The organism is Streptomyces sp. NPDC052773 (assembly GCF_044547145.1).
Lineage (GTDB): Bacteria > Actinomycetota > Actinomycetes > Streptomycetales > Streptomycetaceae > Streptomyces.
Genome location: NZ_JBITZX010000001.1, coordinates 426,633 through 441,305, shown reverse-complemented (window position 1 = coordinate 441,305; position 14,673 = coordinate 426,633). Strand labels below are relative to the sequence as shown.

12 protein-coding genes and 1 pseudogene are annotated in these 14,673 nt (G+C 74.9%); 7 read left to right on the top strand and 6 right to left on the bottom strand.

Translation table 11 applies throughout. The features are described from left to right. Nucleotides 1-74: 74 nt before the first annotated feature. Entirely contained in the window at nucleotides 75-1,034 is a 960-nt protein-coding gene (locus ACIG0D_RS02115; RefSeq protein WP_399795697.1) for an EamA family transporter, read from the bottom strand. A 143-nt stretch (nucleotides 1,035-1,177) separates the two neighbouring features. Here ACIG0D_RS02115 and ACIG0D_RS02110 point away from each other — a divergent pair, with 143 nt between their 5' ends. Continuing rightward, entirely contained in the window at nucleotides 1,178-1,702 is a 525-nt protein-coding gene (locus ACIG0D_RS02110; protein ID WP_365757421.1) for a MarR family transcriptional regulator, read from the top strand. Nucleotides 1,703-1,781: 79 nt separating this feature from the next. Here ACIG0D_RS02110 and ACIG0D_RS02105 read toward each other — a convergent pair. Further along, a pseudogene (locus ACIG0D_RS02105) lies at nucleotides 1,782-3,250 on the bottom strand (FAD-dependent oxidoreductase). Nucleotides 3,251-3,391: 141 nt separating this feature from the next. On the opposite strand from ACIG0D_RS02105, the gene ACIG0D_RS02100 reads away from it, so the two are divergent. Next, a complete protein-coding gene (locus tag ACIG0D_RS02100) occupies nucleotides 3,392-3,961 on the top strand; it encodes a TetR family transcriptional regulator (RefSeq protein ID WP_399795694.1) in 570 nt (189 codons plus the stop codon). Nucleotides 3,962-4,082: 121 nt separating this feature from the next. On the opposite strand, the gene ACIG0D_RS02095 is transcribed toward ACIG0D_RS02100, so the two are convergent. The 3 genes from ACIG0D_RS02095 to ACIG0D_RS02085 all read right to left on the bottom strand — a co-directional run bounded on the left by ACIG0D_RS02095 (nucleotide 4,083) and on the right by ACIG0D_RS02085 (nucleotide 6,780). Then, nucleotides 4,083-4,355 (bottom strand): hypothetical protein, encoded by a 273-nt coding sequence (locus ACIG0D_RS02095; protein WP_399795692.1) that lies wholly within the window; start codon nucleotides 4,353-4,355, stop codon nucleotides 4,083-4,085. Between the two features lie 67 nt (nucleotides 4,356-4,422). Further along, nucleotides 4,423-6,552 carry a 4-alpha-glucanotransferase gene (gene malQ, locus ACIG0D_RS02090; RefSeq protein WP_399795690.1) on the bottom strand — a complete coding sequence of 710 codons (2,130 nt, stop codon included), beginning with the start codon at nucleotides 6,550-6,552 and terminating at the stop codon, nucleotides 4,423-4,425. Next, complete coding sequence (locus tag ACIG0D_RS02085) at nucleotides 6,553-6,780, bottom strand: hypothetical protein (protein WP_399795689.1); 228 nt, start codon at nucleotides 6,778-6,780, stop codon at nucleotides 6,553-6,555. Between the two features lie 276 nt (nucleotides 6,781-7,056). Between ACIG0D_RS02085 and ACIG0D_RS02080 the strand changes: the two genes are divergently transcribed. From ACIG0D_RS02080 to ACIG0D_RS02065, 4 genes are all read left to right on the top strand, one after another. After that, the gene (locus ACIG0D_RS02080; RefSeq protein WP_399795688.1) at nucleotides 7,057-9,924 is read left to right on the top strand and encodes a beta-N-acetylglucosaminidase domain-containing protein; all 2,868 of its coding nucleotides are present in this window, start codon (nucleotides 7,057-7,059) and stop codon (nucleotides 9,922-9,924) included. Between the two features lie 99 nt (nucleotides 9,925-10,023). Next, nucleotides 10,024-10,557, top strand: coding sequence for a PadR family transcriptional regulator (locus ACIG0D_RS02075; protein ID WP_165998641.1), 534 nt, complete (start codon nucleotides 10,024-10,026; stop codon nucleotides 10,555-10,557). Further along, nucleotides 10,554-11,267 carry an ABC transporter ATP-binding protein gene (locus ACIG0D_RS02070; RefSeq protein ID WP_399795686.1) on the top strand — a complete coding sequence of 238 codons (714 nt, stop codon included), beginning with the start codon at nucleotides 10,554-10,556 and terminating at the stop codon, nucleotides 11,265-11,267. Before ACIG0D_RS02075 ends, ACIG0D_RS02070 begins: the two co-directional genes overlap by 4 nt. Beyond that, entirely contained in the window at nucleotides 11,264-12,616 is a 1,353-nt protein-coding gene (locus ACIG0D_RS02065) for an FtsX-like permease family protein (protein ID WP_399795685.1), read from the top strand. The genes ACIG0D_RS02070 and ACIG0D_RS02065 overlap by 4 nt, the downstream gene beginning before the upstream one ends. Before the next feature lie 105 nt (nucleotides 12,617-12,721). On the opposite strand, the gene ACIG0D_RS02060 is transcribed toward ACIG0D_RS02065, so the two are convergent. Beyond that, nucleotides 12,722-13,258 (bottom strand): HNH endonuclease, encoded by a 537-nt coding sequence (locus ACIG0D_RS02060; RefSeq protein WP_365757441.1) that lies wholly within the window; start codon nucleotides 13,256-13,258, stop codon nucleotides 12,722-12,724. A 305-nt stretch (nucleotides 13,259-13,563) separates the two neighbouring features. Here ACIG0D_RS02060 and ACIG0D_RS02055 point away from each other — a divergent pair, with 305 nt between their 5' ends. Then, nucleotides 13,564-14,658, top strand: coding sequence for a mechanosensitive ion channel family protein (locus tag ACIG0D_RS02055; RefSeq protein ID WP_399795684.1), 1,095 nt, complete (start codon nucleotides 13,564-13,566; stop codon nucleotides 14,656-14,658). The last annotated feature ends 15 nt before the right edge of the window (nucleotides 14,659-14,673 follow it).

Here is a 14,673-nt window from a genome sequence, read left to right as displayed (position 1 = left end):
GTCCTTTCGGGGTCGGAGAGCTCGCGTCGGTGGTCGAGGAGATCGCGTCGGTGGTCGGGCAGATCGCGGTGGATCTACCGTCGCAGCGCGGGACCCGTCACGTCCATCGAATCTTTGCGACCATTCCTTTCAGCGGAACTGAACGAACCGGCCGCCACCCGGGTGGCCGCCCCCGAAGCCTTCGCGCGCGGCGCGAGCTGCCCCGCCACCGTCGCCCCGAAGGCCAGCACCATGCCCGCCAGCTGGAGCGGCGTGAGCGTCTGCCCGAGCGCGGCCCAGCCGACGACGGCCGCGGTCAGCGGGGAGAGCGGGCCGAGGAAGGTGACCTGGGTGGCGGTGAGCCCGCCGATGCCGCGGAACCAGAGCCAGTAGGCGACCGCGGTGTTGGCGAGGGAGAGGTAGAGGTAGCCGCCGACGGCCGGGGCGTCCAGCGCGGGCGGCGCACCCTCGACGAGGAAGGCGACGGGAGCGATGATCAGCCCTCCGGCCGTCAGCTGCCAGGCGGTCAGCGCGAGCGGCCCGACGCCGTCCGGGCGGCCCCATCGCTTGGTGAGCACGGTTCCGGCGGACATGGAGGCGGTGGAGCCGAGCGCGGCCAGCACGCCGAGGGTGTCCAGGGCGCCGGCCGCCTTCAGGACGACGAGACTGACGCCGAACGCGGCGGCGAGCGCGGCGAGCACGGCCCGGGTGGTGGCCCGCTGCCCCAGCAGCAGGGCGGAGAGCCCGATGACGAACAGCGGCCCGACCGAGCCGACGACCGCGGCCAGCCCGCCCGGCAGCCGGTACGCCGAGAGGAACAGCAGCGGGAAGAACGCGCCGATGTTGAGCGCGCCGAGCACCGCCGCCTTGCCCCACCAGACGCCGCGCGGCAGCACCCGGGCGAGGGCGAGGAGGACCAGGCCTGCGGGCAGGGCGCGCATCAGCCCGGTGAAGAGGGGGCGGTCCGGTGGCAGGATCTCGCTGGTGACGGCGTAGGTGGTGCCCCAGGAGACGGGGGCGAGGGCGGTGAGCAGGACGGTGGCGGACCGCTTCATGGCGGGCCCCCTTCGAGGTGTGAGGTGGCCGCTGAGCGAACAGCTTGGCACTAATCAGCTTGGCAGTGATTAGCTTAGCGCTAAGCAAGTTTCCGTCAAGCTACTTTCTTGCGGCCGACCCAACCCGGGCGGATACTCCTCCCATGACGCAGAGCCCCACGACCGCCCGGCAGCAGCCCGCCACCCCCGACGCGGTGGACGCGATCATCGAGCAGTGGGCCGCCGTACGCCCCGACCTCGACACCCGCGCGATGGAGGTCTTCGGCCGCATCTACCGGCTCTCGCGCGCGATGGGCGACCGTACGGAGAAGGCATACGCCCGCTTCGGCATCTCCCGCGGCGAGTTCGACGTCCTCGCGACCCTGCGCCGCGCCGGCGAGCCGTACACCCTCTCCCCCCGGCAGCTCTCCGCCACCCTGATGCTCACCACGGGCGGCATGACCGGCCGCCTCGACAAACTCGAGCGCGCCGGCCTGCTCCGCCGCTCCCCCGACCCCCACGACCGCCGCGGCCTCCAGGTCACCCTCACGGACGAGGGCCTCGCCCTCATCGAGGAGGCCGTCGGCGCGGGCGTCGCCACCCAGACGGAGGCCCTCTCCGCCCTGACCGACGAACAGGCCCGCCAACTGGCGGACCTGCTGCGACTGCTGCTGGCGGCGACGGCCTAGGACAGCACCTCGGGGCCGGGGCCGGGGCCACCCACGCGCGCCCTCAGCGCCTCGGGACCACGGCCGCCCACGTGCGCCCTCAACGCCTCGGGCCTGGGCCGCCCACGTGCGCCCTCAGCGCCGCCTCCAGCTCCGCCCCGTCCGCCGACTCCGCCGCCCAGGCCGCGTAGCCGTCGGGGCGGACCAGGAGGACGGTGCGGCGGGTGCTCGCCCAGCGGGCCGTGACCAGGCGGTCCTTGCGGGTGTCGCCCGCGTCGCAGGGCTCCGGGGTGACGAGGACGAACCGGCCGCCGCGCAGGGCCTCGTAGAGGCGGGTGCCGTCGGCGAAGCGGATGTCGGGGACGCGCCTGCCGGTCAGGGGATGGGCGCCGCGGGGTGCGGGGTAGCGGTATCCGATGCCGGTGATCTGGGCGACGGCCCTGCGGCGGACCGGGCCGGAGAAGCCGGCGAAGGCGGTCATGAGGGCGCGCAGGGCCAGGGCCAGCGGACGCCTGGCCATGGCGAGGCGGAGGATGCCGCCGCTGCTGCGCAGCACCGCCTTGCCGACGGGGTGGCGTTCGGCGTCGTAGGTGTCGAGGAGGTCCGGGGCGGCGTGGCCGTGCAGCACCTGGGCCAGCTTCCAGCCGAGGTTGGCCGCGTCCTGGAGGCCCGTGTTCATGCCCTGGCCGCCGGCGGGGCTGTGGACGTGCGCGGCGTCCCCGGCGAGGAAGACCCGCCCGACGCGGTAGGTCGGCGCCTGGCGTTCGTCGCTGTGGAAGCGGGACAGCCAGCGGGGGTCGCGCATCCCGAAGTCGCCGCCCAGCGCGCGGCGGACGATCTCCCTGATCTCGTCCAGGTCGACGGGGGTGTCGTCCGGGACGTCGCGGCGGCGGTCCCAGGCGGCGACCCGGTGGTAGCCGTCGCCGAAGGGGACGACGAGGGCGAGGCGTCGCCGACGGCGTTCGCGGTCATCAGGTCCGCGTGCTCCGGGTCGAGTCGGACGTCCGCGAGGACGATGGAGCGGATCACCGAGCGGCCGGGGAAGGGCAGTCCGACGGCCTGGCGTACGACGCTGCGCAGGCCGTCCGCGCCGACGACGTACGCCGCGCGGAGCGTCCCGGGCCGGCCGTCCGCGGTCTTCACCTCGACGGTCACGCCGGTCGCGTCCTGGGTCAGCCCGGTCACCTCCGTCTCGTGGCGGAACCGGGCCCCCGCCGCCACCGCCCGCCGCTCCAGCGCCTTCTCCACCTCGTACTGCGGGACGACCAGCAGGTGCCGGAAGCGGGTGGGGAGGGAGTCGAACTCGATGGTGAGGTCGCCGAACAGGCGCAGCCGGTCCATCGGGCGGCCGACGGCCTCCAGTTCGTCGGCGAGGCCGCGGGCGTCGAGCTGTTCGAGGGTGCGGGCGTGCACGGCGAACGCGCGCGTCAGGTTGCCGGTTCGGCGGGGGCGCTTCTCGAGGACGGTGACGGGGACGCCGGCGGTGGCGAGGTCACCGGCGAGCAGGAGTCCGGTGGGGCCGGAGCCTACGACGATGACCGAGGGTGCGGTGCTCGTGGTGCCGTTCATGGGACCTCCCGAATGCCGACGCATGGTGGTCAACGCCTGTTGGTCAACGAGTGTTGGTCAACGCTTGTTGGCAACCGTAGGACGTCCGGCAGGGGTAGTCAACGCTTGTTGGCCAACACGTGTTGGCATAGCCTCGTCGGCATGACCGACAGCCCCCGAGCGCGCCGCTCCGACGCCACCCGCACCGCCATCCTCGACGCCGCCCGCGAACGCTTCGCCTCCGACGGCTACGACCGCGCCACCATCCGGGCCATCGCCCGGGACGCGGGCATCGACCCGTCGATGGTGATGCGCTACTACGGCAACAAGGAGGGCCTGTTCGCGGCGGCCGTCGCCGTCGATCTGCGCCTGCCCGATCTGGCCGGGGTCGCCCACGCCACCGTCGGCCGAGCCGCGGCGAACCACTTCCTCGACGTGTGGGAAGGCAACGAGGTGCTGACCGCCCTCCTCCGGGTCGGCGTCGCCCATCAGGCGGGGACCGAGCGGATCCACGGCATCTTCCGGGAGCAGCTGCTGCCGTTCGCCCGCCGGTTCTGCCCGGACCCGGAGCAGGCACCCGCCCGCGCCGCGCTCGTCGCGTCCCAGTTGCTCGGTCTCGCGCTCACCCGGTACGTGCTGCGCCTCCCGCCCGCCGCGGAGCTGACCCGCGAGGAGATCGTCGCGTGGCTGTCCCCCACGCTCCAGCGCTATCTGACCGAGCCGGGCCCCTGAGGCTGCACGCCGATACGCGGACACGCCGAGGGCGCCGGTCTCGCCCCCGTACGGGACAACGCGTACGGACGCGGGATCGCGTACGTACAACGGGCGAGCCGGCGCCCTCGGCGGAACGTGCCTACTGGGCCGTGGCCTTGGTCTTGATGTTCTTGGTGGTCACCCGGTGCTTTTCCTGCGACCGGTCCAGGACCATCACCAGGCCGGTGATGACCGCGAAGATCACCAGCGGGGCGATCACGAAGAGGCCCAGCGTCTCGATGACGCTCAGGCCCGTGCCGGGGTCGTCACCGTCGTCGCGGGTCAGCGCGCTCGCGGGAGACGACATGAGCAGCATCATCAGCGTCGTACCGGCGGCCAGGGCGCCGGCGCGCAGGGCGTTCTTCTTGTCCACGGTCCCAAAAGTAGCGAACGCCCGTGAGCACCGCGCGCCCGGGGTGCCGTACGGGCCCCGGGCACCGTCACGAGGTCCGTCCCGCCTCCCCGCGCAGCACCTCCGTCAGCGCCCGCAGCCGCGGTGAGCCCGCCAGGTCCTCCAGCGTCACCGGGCGCCCCTGGGCGTCGGCGATGGGCAGCCGCCAGTTCGGGTACTGGTCCCAGGTGCCGGGCAGGTTCTGCGGGCGGCGGTCGCCGACGCCGTCGGGGAGCCAGAGGCCGATCATGCGGGCCGGGGTCCGCATCAGGAACCGGTGGACGGCCTGGACCTCGGCCTCCTCCGACGCGGTGTCCGAGCCGCCGCCGGTGCCGGGCAGCAGTCCGAGCCGGGAGAGATACGCCAGCCACTCCCCCGTGTCCGCCGCGGCCTGGGCGCGTTCGTCGGCGAGCGGGCGGGCGAGCAGGCCGAGCCGGTCGCGCAGGTCGACGTGTTCGCCGGTGAGGCGGGCGGCGGTGGGCGGCAGGTCGTGGGTGGTGGCGGTGGCGAGGCAGTCGGCGCGCCACGCCTCGGGCGGCAGGGGGCGGCCGTCGCCGTCCCAGTCGCGCTCGAACCAGAGCACCGAGGTGCCGAGCACGCCCCGCTCCCGCAGCCGTTCGCGTACGCCCGGCTCGACGGTGCCCAGGTCCTCGCCGATCACGATCGCCCCCGCGCGGGAGGCCTCCAGCACCAGGATCGCGAGCATGGCCTCCGCGTCGTAGCGGACGTAGGTGCCCTCGGTCGGCGGCTCCCCCTGGGGCACCCACCACAGCCGGAACAGGCCCATCACGTGGTCGATGCGCAGCGCGCCGGCGTAGCGGAACAGGCCGCGCAGCAGGGAGCGGTACGGCGCGTAGCCGGAGGCGGCGAGGCGGTCGGGGCGCCAGGGCGGCAGGCCCCAGTCCTGGCCGCGGGCGTTGAAGGCGTCGGGCGGGGCGCCGACGGACATGCCGGCGGCGAAGAACTCCTGCTGGGCCCAGGCGTCGGCGCCGCCGGGGTGCACGCCGACCGCGAGGTCGTGCACGATCCCGACCGGCATTCCGGCCTCGCGGGCGGTGCGCTGGGCGGCGGTGAGCTGGCTGTCGGTGAGCCAGGCGAGGCGGCTGTGGAAGTCGACGCGGTGCATGAGGTCGGCGCGGGCGCGCGCGGTCTCGGCGGAGCGCGGGTCGCGCAGTCCGGCGGGCCAGTTCTGCCAGTCGGTGCCGTAGACCTCGGCGAGCGCGCACCAGGTGGCGTGGTCCTCCAGGGCCTGGCCCTGTTCGGCGAGGAAGTCGCCGTAGGCGGCCTGGCGGCCGGGGCCGAGGGGGACGGCGCAGAGCAGTTCGAGCGCCTCCCGCTTCAGTTCCCACACGGCGTCCCGGTCGATCAGCGCGCCCTTGTCCAGCACCGCCTCGCGCAGCCGGGCGGCCCGCTCCGGCAGGGCCCGCAGCCGGTCGCCGCCGGGCCCGCCGAGGGCGTACGCGTACTCCGGGACGTCCTCGATGCGCAGGTGGACGGGGTCGGGGAAGCGGCGGGAGGACGGGCGGTACGGGGAGGGGTCGGTGGGGGCGCCGGGTACGGCCGCGTGCAGTGGGTTGACCTGGATGAATCCGGCGCCGAGGGCGCGGCCCGCCCAGCCGGTCAGCTCGCCGAGGTCGCCGAGGTCGCCCATCCCCCAGGAGCGCCGGGACAGCAGCGAGTACAGCTGCACGAGCAGGCCGTAGGAGCGGCCGGGCGGGCTGGGCAGCCGGGCGGGGGCGACGACCAGGTGCACGTCGGCGGTGCGGCCGTCGGGCGCGGCGGCGGTGAGGCGGTGCACGCCCGGCGGCAGCTGGTCGACGGAGGCGTGGGCCTCGCCCTGCTCGGTCTCGACGCGCAGCCGGGTGCCGGGCGGGAGCGCCGCGAGGGCCTCCGGCAGCGGGCCGCCGCCCCAGCAGACCACGGTGGGTGGCAGCAGCCGCTCGTCCCGTTCCCGCGTCCGGACGGCGAGCGCGGCGCGCACCGCCTCCGGGGTGCCGGCGTCGACGCCGAGCGCGCCGAGGACGCGGACGACGGCGGCGGCGGACGCGGCGACCGTGCGGTCGGGGGACGGCCGGTAGGAGGTGGCCACGCCGTGCAGCTCGGCGAGCCGGGCCAGCTCCTCGCCGGGGAGGGCGGCCTCGTCGGGTCCGGCGGGTTCGGCCGGGCGGGGCGCGGTCATCTACGGCCTCGTGGAGTCGGCGTCCGGGGCGGCGAGCGGGGGCTCGCTGGTGAGGGGTTCGGCGTAGGGCAGCGGGGGTTCGCTGGTGAGCGGGGTGTGGGCGCAGGTGCCTTCGGCGCTGAAAGCACACGGGTGGGGTTCGGCGTGGCGGTCCTCGGGCAGGTCGGCGGCGAGTTCCGCCGTGCGTTTGGACAGGGCGGGAAGGAGCAGGTCTGCCAATGCCGTCACAGTGACCTCCTGGTCGGTCGCGGTCTCGGGCGCCGAGTACGGCGTCGAGGTGGGGTAACCGCAGCCCTACCCAGTGAGCGCGCGAGCAGACGCCCGGAGGACGAACAAGGCACTTCTCGTCACATTCCAGGTTCTCCCACCCTCACCAGATTCCGGCAAAACACGTATTACGGCCACCCCCGTTGACACCCTCACCCCCGGATGGTGGGCTCGGTCACCCGTGACGGAACCGTGCGCCGACGACACCAGGGGCGAATGAGACCGAGGAGGGGGCCCGTGCAGCTGCGGCGTAGGAGGGGCGGCGCGGCCGCGCTCGCGTTCGCCGTGGCCGCCGGAGCCCTGGGCGGCGCCCCGGCCGCCGTCGCGGCCCCGCCCGCCCCGGACACGGCCGCGCGGACGCCGGAGACGGCGTCCCCGGAGCCGTCCGTGTGGCCCCGCCCCCAGTCCCTGCGCGCCACCGGCGCCCCGGCCCGGGTCACCGACGAGGTCGCGCTGGTCTCCGACGGCACGGTGACGGCGTCCGACCTGGACGCGCTGCGCGCGGTGCTGCGGGAGGCGGGGGCGCGCCGGGTCGCGCTGCTCTCCGCGGGTGATCCGGCACCGGCGGACGGCACCCTGGTGGTCCGCGTGGGCACGGAGCGCGCGCGCCCCGGCGACCGGGGGGCGCTGCCCGCCGGCGGCTACCACCTGACCACCGGCCCGGACGGCGTGGCCCTCTCCGGCGCGGGCGAGGACGGCGTCTTCCACGGCGTGCAGACGCTGCGTCAGCTGGTGCGCCCCGACGGCACGATCACGGGCGCGGTCGTCCGCGACTGGCCCGGCACCGCCGTACGGGGCACCGCGGAGGGCTTCTACGGCACCCCGTGGACGCACGCGCAGCGCCTCGCCCACCTGGACTTCATGGGCCGCACCAAGCAGAACCGTTACCTGTACGCGCCGGGCGACGACCTGTACCGGCAGGCCCGCTGGCGCGAGCCCTACCCGGCGGAGCGCCGGGCCGAGTTCCGGGAGCTGGCCGAGCGGGCCCGCCGCAACCATGTGACGCTCGGCTGGGCGGTCGCGCCGGGCCAGGCGATGTGCTTCGCCTCGGACGCGGACGTGCGGGCGCTGACCCGGAAGCTGGACGCGATGTGGGCGCTGGGTTTCCGGGCGTTCCAGCTCCAGTTCCAGGACGTCAGCTACAGCGAGTGGCACTGCGACGCGGACGCGGAGCGGTTCGGCTCGGGCCCCGAGGCGGCGGCGCGGGCCCACGCGCGCGTGACGAACGCGGTCGCCCGGCATCTGGCGGAACGTCACCCCGGCGCGGCGGCCCTGTCGGTGATGCCGACCGAGTACTACCAGGAGGGCGCGACCGAGTACCGGCGGGAGCTGGCGGGCGCGCTGGACGCGGACGTGGCGGTGGCGTGGACCGGCGTCGGCGTGGTGCCCCGCACCATCACGGGACGGGAACTGGCCACCGCGCGGGAGGTGTTCCGGCACCCCCTGGTCACCATGGACAACTACCCGGTCAACGACTACGCGCCCGGCCGGGTCTTCCTCGGCCCGTACACCGGCCGGGAACCGGCCGTCGCGACCGGCTCGGCGGCGCTGCTCGCCAACGCGATGGCGCAGGCCACGGCCTCCCGCATCCCGCTGTTCACGGCCGCCGACTACGCCTGGAACCCGCGCGCCTACCGCCCCCAGGAATCCTGGCGGGCCGCGATCGACGACCTCGCGGGCGGCGACGAGGGCCGCCGGGCCGCCCTCGCCGCGCTCGCCGGGAACGACGCCTCCTCGGTGCTCGGCGGGGAGGAGTCGGCGTATCTGCGCCCGCTGATGGAGGACTTCTGGCGCACCCGCGCGCAGGGCGACGAGGGCGCCGAGCACCGGCTGCGGGCGGCCTTCACCGTGATGCGCGAGGCCCCGGACCGCCTCGCCCGCACCCCCCTGGCCGAGGAGGTCGCCCCCTGGACCCGGCAGCTGGCCCGTTACGGCGAGGCCGGCACCACGGCTCTCGACCTGCTGCGCGCCCAGCGCGCCGGCGACCCGGCGGCGGCCTGGACGGCGTACCGCGCCCTCGGCGCGCTGCGGACCCGGCTCGCCGCCTCCCGGGTGACGGTCGGCGAAGGGGTGCTGGACCCGTTCCTGGCGCGGGCGCAGCGGGCGTACGAGACGTGGGCGGGCCTGGAGGGCGAGCCGGAGGCGAACCCGGGCGACGCCGCCGACGGCCGCACGGTCCGCTTCCCGCGCCCGCGCGCGCTCAGCGCGGTGACCGTGCTGAGCGAACCCGGCACCACCGGCACGGTCGAGGCCCGGCTGCCCGGCGGCGGCTGGCGCACGCTCGGCACCCTGGACGCCTCGGGCGCCACGGAGCTCCCGGCCCGCCTGCGCGCCGACGCCCTGCGCGTCACCGGCCCCGCGCCGTCGCGGGTACGGCACCTGGTGCCCTGGTACGCCGACGCGCCCGCCGTGTCCCTGACGACGGACGGCGAGCGGGTGGACGCGGACCTCGGCGGCACCCGGCGGATCACCGTCCGGCTGGCCTCGCTGCGGCCGGAGGAGGTCCGCGGGCGGCTCGCGGTCCGGGCGCCGAAGGGAATCGACGTGTCCGCTCCGGGCGGTGTCCTGGCCCTCCCGCGCGGCACGGCGGTCGAGGTGCCGCTCGACATCCGCATCCCGCGCGAGGCCCCCGCCCGCTCCTACGACGTCACCCTCGCCTTCGGCGGCGTGACCCGCACGGTCACCGTCCGCGCGGTGCCGCCCACCGGCGGCCCCGACCTCGCCCGCGCCGGCACCGCCCGGTCCTCCGGCGACGAGACCCCGGACTTCCCGGCGTCCGCCGCGAGCGACGGCGACCCGGCCACCCGCTGGTCGTCCCCGGTGGACGACGGCGCCTGGTGGCAGGTCGAGCTGCCCGAGCCCGTCCGCCTGGGGCGGGTGGTGCTGCACTGGCAGGACGCCCACCCGTCGGCGTACCGCGTACAGGTCTCCGCGGACGGCCGCCGCTGGCGCACCGCGGCCACCGTCCGCGACGGCCGCGGCGGCCGCGAGGAGCTGCGGATGGACGAGCGGGACGTGCGGTTCGTGCGGGTGCAGGGGGAGAAGCGGGCGACGGAGTACGGCTACTCGCTGTGGTCGGTGGAGGCGTACGCGGTCCGGGACTGACTCGGACCGGGCACCCTTTCGCGAGAGTGCAGGGAACTTCTGAAGCCTTTTCGCGTCTGCTATTCACTCAGTACATGTACTCAGTGCATACTGATCATCATGAGCACCCGCCACATCCTGCTCGGGCTGCTCGCCGCCGGTCCCAGCCACGGCTACGACCTCAAGCGACGGCACGACGAACGCTTCCCGCAGGCCCGCCCGCTGGCCTACGGGCAGGTGTACACGACCCTGCAACGACTGGTCCGCGACGGACTGGCCGAGGTCGACGGCACCGACGCCGACGGCGGCCCCGAGCGCACCCTGTACCGCTCCACCGAGAAGGGCACCGCCGAGCTGGCCCGCTGGGCCGGGGAGGTCACCCCGCCCGCGCCGTTCGTCGCGAACGAGATCTTCGCCAAGGTCGTCGTCGCGATCCTCTCCGGCGGGGACCCGGACCGCTATCTGCGCGAGCAGCGCGCCGCGCACATGGCGCGGATGCGTGAGCTCACGGCGGTGAAGACCGCCCCGGGCGCCGATCTGTCCACGGTCCTGTCCGCCGACTACGCCCTCACCCACCTCGACGCCGACCTGCGCTGGATGACGACCACCGCGGCCCGGCTGACGACCCTGACCGCGGAGGTAGACCACCGATGACGGCCGAGCACAACCCCGGCACACCGCTGCTCGCGGCCCGTGGCCTGATCAAGGCGCACGGCAGGACGGAGGCCCTGCGCGGCGCCTCCGTCGAGCTGGCGGCCGGCGAGATCCTGGCCGTCACCGGCCCGAGCGGCAGCGGCAAGTCGACGCTGCTGCACTGCCTGGCCGGGATCGTCCGGCCCGACGCGGGCGCGGTGACCTACGGCGGCGAACGCGTCGACCAGCTGCCGGAGGCCCGGCTGAGCGAGCTGCGGCGCACCGAGTTCGGCGTGGTGTTCCAGTTCGGGCAGCTGATCCCGGAGCTGACCGCGCTGGACAACGTGGCGCTGCCGCTGCTGCTCGGGGGACTCGCCCGCCGGCAGGCGCACTCGGTGGCCGGGGAGTGGCTGGAGCGGTTCGGCGTGCGCGGGCAGGAAGGGCTGCGGCCCGGTGAGCTGAGCGGCGGGCAGGCGCAGCGGGTGGCGCTGGCGCGCGCCCTGGTCACCAGCCCCAAGGTGGTGTTCGCCGACGAGCCGACCGGCGCGCTGGACTCGCTCGCCGGGGAGCAGACGATGACCGCGCTGGTGCACGCCGCCCGCGAGTCCGGCACGTCCGTCCTGGTGATCACGCACGACGCCCGGGTCGCGGCGTACGCCGACCGTGAGGTGTCGCTGCGCGACGGCGTGGTGCTCGCCGAGGGCGCGGACGTGCTGGGGGTGACCCGGTGAGAACGGATCTGCGACTGGCCCGGCTGCTGGTGACGGGCTCGGACCGGCGGGAGTGGTGGCGGATCGCGCTCACCGCGTTCGGGGCGCTGCTCGCCACCGGGTTCGCCCTGGCGGCGGCGGTGCTGGCCTCCCTGCGGGGCCGCAGCTACCACGTGTCCGTCGGCAACGGGCTGCTGGACCACCCCGGCGAGCGTTCGGGCATGATCGTCGCCCTGCTGCTCCTCCTCGTCCCGGTGTTCGGGTTCCTCGGGCAGTGCGCGCGGATCGGCGCCGTCCACCGGGACCGGCGGCTGGCCGGGCTGCGGCTGGCGGGGGCCACGCCCTGGCAGGTGCGGCGGATCGCGGCGGCGGAGACCGGGCTGGCCTGTGCGCTGGGCTCGGCGGTCGCCACCGTCTTCTCGGTGCTGCTCCTGCTGGGCGAGTGGAGCCGGCCGCCGGCCCTGGCGTGGGTGGGGATCGCGGCGGTCGCGCTCACCGTGCCGGTGGTGGGCACCCTGGTGAGCGTGGTCGCGCTGCGCCGGGTCGTGGCCTCGCCGCTGGGCGAGGTGCGCCGGGTGCGGGCGCAGGCCCGCCCGGGGCGGACGTTCGTCGCGGCGGCGCTGCTGTTCACGGCCGTGACGGCCGGCTCGGTCCACCGGCTGTCCGCCGGCCCGCGGCCCGGCGGCCCGGCGGGCCCCCTCACGGTCCTCGGCGCCGTCGTGGTCGTCGGCGCGGCGGCGGTCTGGCTGGTGGGCGCCACGTCCCGGCTGACCGGGCGGCTGCTGGCCGCCCGCACCGACGACCCCGCGGTGCTGATCGCGGCCGAGCGGCTGCGCGACGACCCGTGGGCCACCGCCCGCACCCATGCGGCGGTGCTGCTGGTGACGGTCGTCGGCACCGGCTTCGTGGGGGTCCGCCAAGCGCTGCTGGAGGTCCTGGAGTCGGACAAGCACCTGGCCGAGAACAACGGCTTCTACACCACGGGGCTGAACCTGACGGCCGCCGCCATCGGCGTCGCCCTGCTGATCGTCCTGTTCGCCCTCGCCGTCGGCACCGCCGAGTCCCTGGCCACCCGCCGCCGCGGGCTGGCCGCCCAGGCCGCCGCCGGGGTGCCGCAGCGCGTGCTGGGCCGGGCGCTGCTGCTGGAGACCGCGCTGCCGCTGGCACCCGCGGTGCTGCTCGCGGGCATCGGCGGCATGGCGATCGGCACCGGGTACGTCATGCTCACCGACGACGGCGGCAGCCGTTCCGTGCCGTGGGCGGCCCTGCTCGTCCCGGTCGCCGTCTACGTCACCTGCCTGCTGGCCGCGGCGACCTCGCTGCCGCTGCTACGCCGGTCGGTGCGCCCGGGCGAGCTGCGCTTCACCTAGGGAACCCGCGTGCGGGCAGTCCTTCGGGACCGGGGTGGACGGGGGTCTCCCCGGTCCCGCACGGGAGGTGCGCAAGCCCCGCGGGATACGCGAAAGCCCGGACCGTCAGGCGGAAATGCCGTCGATCCGGGCCAAGGCGTCGTCCGCGCCGAACGGCCGCAGGTACGGCAGCCAGCGCGGGTCCCGGTGGCCGGTGCCGATGATGCGCCAGGCCAGACCGGTGGGCGGGGCGGGTTTGTGGCGCAGCCGCCAGCCGATCTCGGTGAGGTGGCGGTCGGCCTTGACGTGGTTGCAGCGGCGGCAGGACGCCACCACGTTGTCCCACACGTGCTTGCCCCCGCGCGAGCGCGGGATGACGTGGTCGACGCTGGTTGCGACGCCACCGCAGTACATGCACCGGCCTCCGTCGCGGGCGAACAGCGCCCGGCGGGTCAGAGGAACGGGCCCCCGGTAGGGAACCCGCACGAATCGCTTCAGCCGGACCACGCTGGGTGCGGGGACTGTGACGGTCGCGCTGTGCAGATAGGCGCCGGACTCCTCGAGGCATACGGCCTTGTTCTCGAGGACGAGGACGAGCGCGCGGCGGAGCGGTACGACGCCGAGGGGCTCGTACGACGCGTTGAGGACCAGGACATGCGGCACGGATGCCTCCTTGTACGCCGGCGGCGCGTGGCTCGCGCCGGGACGATCTGCAGCCAGTCTCCCCTCAGGCCCGGTGAACGCGCCACCATGTCCCGGTAACGGGCTGGGAGTGTTTTCGACCACATCTGATTCATCCCCCAGGTGGGGACCTGTTCAAGCCCAGGTGAGTCCTGTCTCTCCCGCGCGAACCAGGCGGTTGCACACACAATGCCCCGTTAGTGTGGTGGTTCTGCCTGCCCGGTGACCTTTTCGTGACCCGGACGACCCCGCCGGAGGCAGACCGCTGCACCTGGAGGTTACCCCCCGTGTCCCTGTCCGCCGTCTTCCTGGCCGCCGGCCCCTCGCCGTCGCCGTCTCCGTCCGAGACGACGATCCCGAAGGTGCCCACGCTCCAGGACGCCCAGCAGAGCGCGACCAACGCCGCGAGCTGGGTCGAGGAGAACTGGTCCACGTGGCTCGCGATCGGCCTGCGGGTGCTGCTGATCGTGGTGATAGCCGCGGTGCTGCGGGTGGTGGTGCGGCGGGCGATCACCAAGCTGATAGACCGGATGAACCGCACCGTGCAGGCGGTGGACGGCACCGCGATCGGCGGCCTGCTGGTGAACGTCGAGCGCCGCCGGCAGCGCTCGCAGGCGATCGGCTCGGTGCTGCGCTCGGTGGCGAGCTTCCTGATCCTCGGCACCGCCGCCCTGATGATCCTCGGCACCTTCCAGATCAACCTGGCTCCGCTGTTGGCGTCGGCCGGTGTCGCGGGCGTGGCGATCGGTTTCGGCGCGCGCAACCTGGTCACGGACTTCCTGTCCGGCGTGTTCATGATCCTGGAGGACCAGTACGGCGTCGGCGACCAGATCGACGTGGGCGTGGCCTCCGGCGAGGTCATCGAGGTGGGCCTGCGGGTGACCAAGCTGCGCGGCGACAACGGCGAGATCTGGTACGTCCGCAACGGCGAGGTCAAGCGGGTCGGCAACCTCTCCCAGGGCTGGGCCACCGCGGGCGTCGACGTCACCGTCCGCCCCTCGGAGGACCTGGACCACGTCAAGGCGGTCCTCACCCAGGTCGGCGACACCATGAGCAAGGAAGAGCCCTGGAACGAGATGCTGTGGGGCCCGGTGGAGATCCTGGGCCTGGACAGCCTGCTGCTGGACTCCATGGTCGTGAAGGTGTCGGCGAAGACCATGCCGGGCAAGTCGCTGACGATCGAGCGCGAGCTGCGCTGGCGCATCAAGCGGGCCTTCGACGCCGAGGGCATCCGGATCGTCGGCGGTCTGCCGGCCCAGTCGGAGGGTGACGCGGACGCCGACCCGACGGCGGGCATGGCGCCCCCGTCGGCGTACGCCAGCACGACCTCGCCGCAGTCGGCGGCGGCGTCGCCGCTGACGCCGCCGAGCACGACGAAGTAGTCGCGACCCAGGGCC

Bases quoted from the DNA above. Each gene is read 5' to 3' on its own strand.
- ACIG0D_RS02115 (WP_399795697.1), bottom strand. From the start codon at position 1,034: ATGAAGCGGTCCGCCACCGTCCTGCTCACCGCCCTCGCCCCCGTCTCC.
- ACIG0D_RS02075 (WP_165998641.1), top strand. From the start codon at position 10,024: ATGAGCACCCGCCACATCCTGCTCGGGCTGCTCGCCGCCGGTCCCAGC.
- ACIG0D_RS02070 (WP_399795686.1), top strand. From the start codon at position 10,554: ATGACGGCCGAGCACAACCCCGGCACACCGCTGCTCGCGGCCCGTGGC.
- malQ (WP_399795690.1), bottom strand. From the start codon at position 6,552: ATGACCGCGCCCCGCCCGGCCGAACCCGCCGGACCCGACGAGGCCGCC.
- ACIG0D_RS02110 (WP_365757421.1), top strand. From the start codon at position 1,178: ATGACGCAGAGCCCCACGACCGCCCGGCAGCAGCCCGCCACCCCCGAC.
- ACIG0D_RS02100 (WP_399795694.1), top strand. From the start codon at position 3,392: ATGACCGACAGCCCCCGAGCGCGCCGCTCCGACGCCACCCGCACCGCC.